A 2,913-nucleotide genomic window follows, 5' to 3' on the forward strand; every position below is an offset into this window, starting at 1 on the left:
GGCTCCTCCGGCACCACCGGCAAGCCGATCGTGGTCGGCTACACCCAGGCCGATCTCGACATGTGGGCGACGGTGATGGCGCGGTCGATCCGCGCCGCCGGCGGCCGGCCGGGCATGATGGTGCATGTCGCCTATGGCTACGGCCTGTTCACCGGCGGCCTGGGCGCGCATTACGGGGCGGAACGGCTGGGCTGCACCGTGGTGCCGATGTCGGGCGGCATGACCGAACGCCAGGTCCAGCTGATCACCGACTTCCGGCCCGACATCATCATGGTGACGCCGAGCTACCTGCTGGCGATCCTGGACGGCTTCCGCGCCCAGGGGCTGAACCCGCGCGACAGCTCGCTGCGCTTCGGCATCTTCGGCGCCGAGCCCTGGACCAACGCCATGCGGCAGGAGATCGAACAGGAATTCGCCCTTGATGCCACCGACATCTATGGCCTGTCGGAGGTGATCGGCCCCGGCGTCGCCCAGGAATGCGTCGAGACCAAGGACGGGCTGCACATCTGGGAAGATCATTTCCTGCCGGAGGTGATCGATCCGGTCACCGGCGCGGTGCTGCCGGATGGCGAACTGGGCGAGCTGGTCTTCACCTCGCTGAGCAAGGAGGCGTTCCCGATCATCCGCTACCGCACCCGCGACCTGACCCGGCTGCTGCCCGGCACGGCGCGGCCCGGCATGCGGCGGATGGAGAAGGTCACCGGCCGCTCCGACGACATGATCATCCTGCGCGGCGTCAACGTCTTCCCGACCCAGATCGAGGAGGCGCTCTTGGCCTGCGACTGGTGCGGCGGCCATTTCGTCATCGAGCTGAGCCGTCCCGGCCGGCTGGACGAGATGACGGTGCTGGCCGAGGCGCGGGCGGAGGCCTGGGACGGGTCTGGCCTGGCCGATCATGCCGAGCGGCTGACGGCGCGGATCAAGGACACGATCGGCATCTCGGCCCGGGTGGTGATCCAGGCCCCGGGGTCGATCGAACGCTCCGCCGGCAAGGCGAAGCGGGTGATCGACAAGCGGCCGAAGGGGTAGGGCGAGACAGGCTCTCCGCGTTGCCTCTCCCGTTTACGGGAGAGGTCGGAGACGCGAAGCGGCTCCGGGTGAGGGTTCTTCGTCGAGGCCGGGACCAGCCCTCACCCGGTCTCGCGATGCGAGCCCGACCTCTCCCGCCAGGCGGGAGAGGCAACGCAAACAGCAGTCTCAAACGTGGTCGTAATCCACCACCACCCGGTCGCTCCTGGGGTGGGCCTGGCAGGTCAGGATGAAGCCGGCCTTGAGCTCCCAGGGCTCCAGCGAATAGTTGACCTCCATCTCGGCCTCGCCCTCGACCAGCCGGGCGCGGCAGGTCGAGCACATGCCGCCCTTGCAGGCATAGGGCAGGTCCATGCCGGCGCGCAGCGCCGCGTCCAGGATGCTCTCGCCCTCGGCCACCGGGACCTCGCGGCGCTTGCCGTCGACGGTCAGAGCAGCCACCCGGCTGGGCATATCGGGGGGTGGCGCCACAGGCTTCGGCCGCGGCCGGCCGCCCAGCGCCGAGACGAAGCGTTCGACATGCACCTTCTCGGGCGCGACGCCGATCTCCGCCAGGGTGGCCTCGATCTCGTGGCTCACGCCCTCGGGGCCGCAGAGATAGATGTGGTCGACGGCCTCGGCCGGCACCACCAACCGCAGCAGCCGCCGCACTTTGTCGCCGTCCAGCCGGCCGTTGAGGACGGCCAAGTCCTGCTCCTCCTGCGACAGCACATGGAACACCGAGAGGCGGCCGACGAACCGGTCCTTCAGCTCCTCCAGGGCCTCGCGGAACACGATCTCCTCGGTCGACCGGTTGCCGTAGAACAGGAAGAAGCGGCTGTCCGGTTCGCGGCTCAGCACGCCGCGCAGGATCGACAGCACCGGGGTGATGCCCGACCCGGCGGCGAAGCCGACATGGATCCGCCCGGTTTCGGGCGTGTGCGGCACCCCGAAGCGGCCGGTCGGGGTCATCACCTCGATGGCGTCGCCGGGCTTCAGCGTGCGGTTGACCCAGCCGGAGAACACGCCGCCCTCGACCTGCTTCACCGCGATCCGCAGCTCGGCATCGTCGGGGCCGGAGCAGATCGAATAGGACCGGCGCAGATCCTCGCCATCGATGGTGGCGCGCAGGGTCAGGTACTGGCCGGGGGCGAAGCGGTAATCGGCATCGAGATCATCCGGCACGTCGAAGGCGATCGAGACCGCATCGGCCGTCTCGCGCTTGAGGTCGCGGATGGTCAGGCGGTGGAAGCGCGGCGTAGACATCGGCGGCTCCCGGCCGTTAGTGGCACTTGAAGTAGTCGAACGGCTCGCGGCAGTCGGTGCAGCGCCACAGCGCCTTGCAGGAGGTCGATCCGAACTCCGACAGGCGCTCGGTGTGGACCGATCCGCAGCGCGGGCAGGGCACCGCCTCCTCTCCGAACAGGGCGCGCCGGCCGCCACCTTCCTGTGGTGGCACGACGCCGTATTCGGCCAGCTTGCGCCGCCCCTCCGCCGTCATCCAGGCGGTGGTCCAGGCCGGCGACAGCACGGTGTGCACCCGGGCGCCGGCGATGCCCGCCTGCTCCAGCGCCAGCTCGATCTCCAGCCCGATCATGCTCATCGCCGGGCAGCCGGAATAGGTCGGGGTGATCGCCACCTCGACCCGGCCGTCGCGGAGGACGACGTCGCGCAGGATGCCGAGATCGGCGATGGTCAGCACCGAGATCTCCGGGTCGACCACGGTGGAAGCGGCGTCCCAGGCGCGCTGGCGCAACCCTTCCGCGCCCTCTTTCTGAGTCCCCCCGCCCCTCGCGGGAGGGGGGTAGGGGGAGGGGTTTTTCTCCGCCTGAGCTGACGACAAAGTGTGGCGCGCCGGTCCGGACGCGGGGGAGGACAGGGACTCTTCGCGCGCCGACGCGCGCA

General features: G+C 69.9%; 3 protein-coding genes. 1 reads left to right on the plus strand and 2 read right to left on the minus strand.

The features are described 5' to 3' along the window. On the plus strand, positions 1 to 1,029 hold a 1,029-nt coding region (locus AC3XYG_RS00080; protein ID WP_489137774.1), incomplete at its 5' end, for an AMP-binding protein. Between the two features lie 168 nt (positions 1,030 to 1,197). Here AC3XYG_RS00080 and paaE read toward each other — a convergent pair. Together paaE and paaD are read right to left on the minus strand one after the other, a co-directional pair. After that, complete coding sequence (gene paaE, locus AC3XYG_RS00085) at positions 1,198 to 2,274, minus strand: 1,2-phenylacetyl-CoA epoxidase subunit PaaE (protein ID WP_489137775.1); 1,077 nt, start codon at positions 2,272 to 2,274, stop codon at positions 1,198 to 1,200. Positions 2,275 to 2,290: 16 nt separating this feature from the next. Next, positions 2,291 to 2,764: a 1,2-phenylacetyl-CoA epoxidase subunit PaaD gene (gene paaD / locus AC3XYG_RS00090; RefSeq protein WP_489137776.1), complete on the minus strand. Its 474-nt coding sequence runs from the start codon at positions 2,762 to 2,764 to the stop codon at positions 2,291 to 2,293. Positions 2,765 to 2,913: the final 149 nt, after the last annotated feature.

Source organism: Inquilinus sp. (assembly GCF_057815775.1).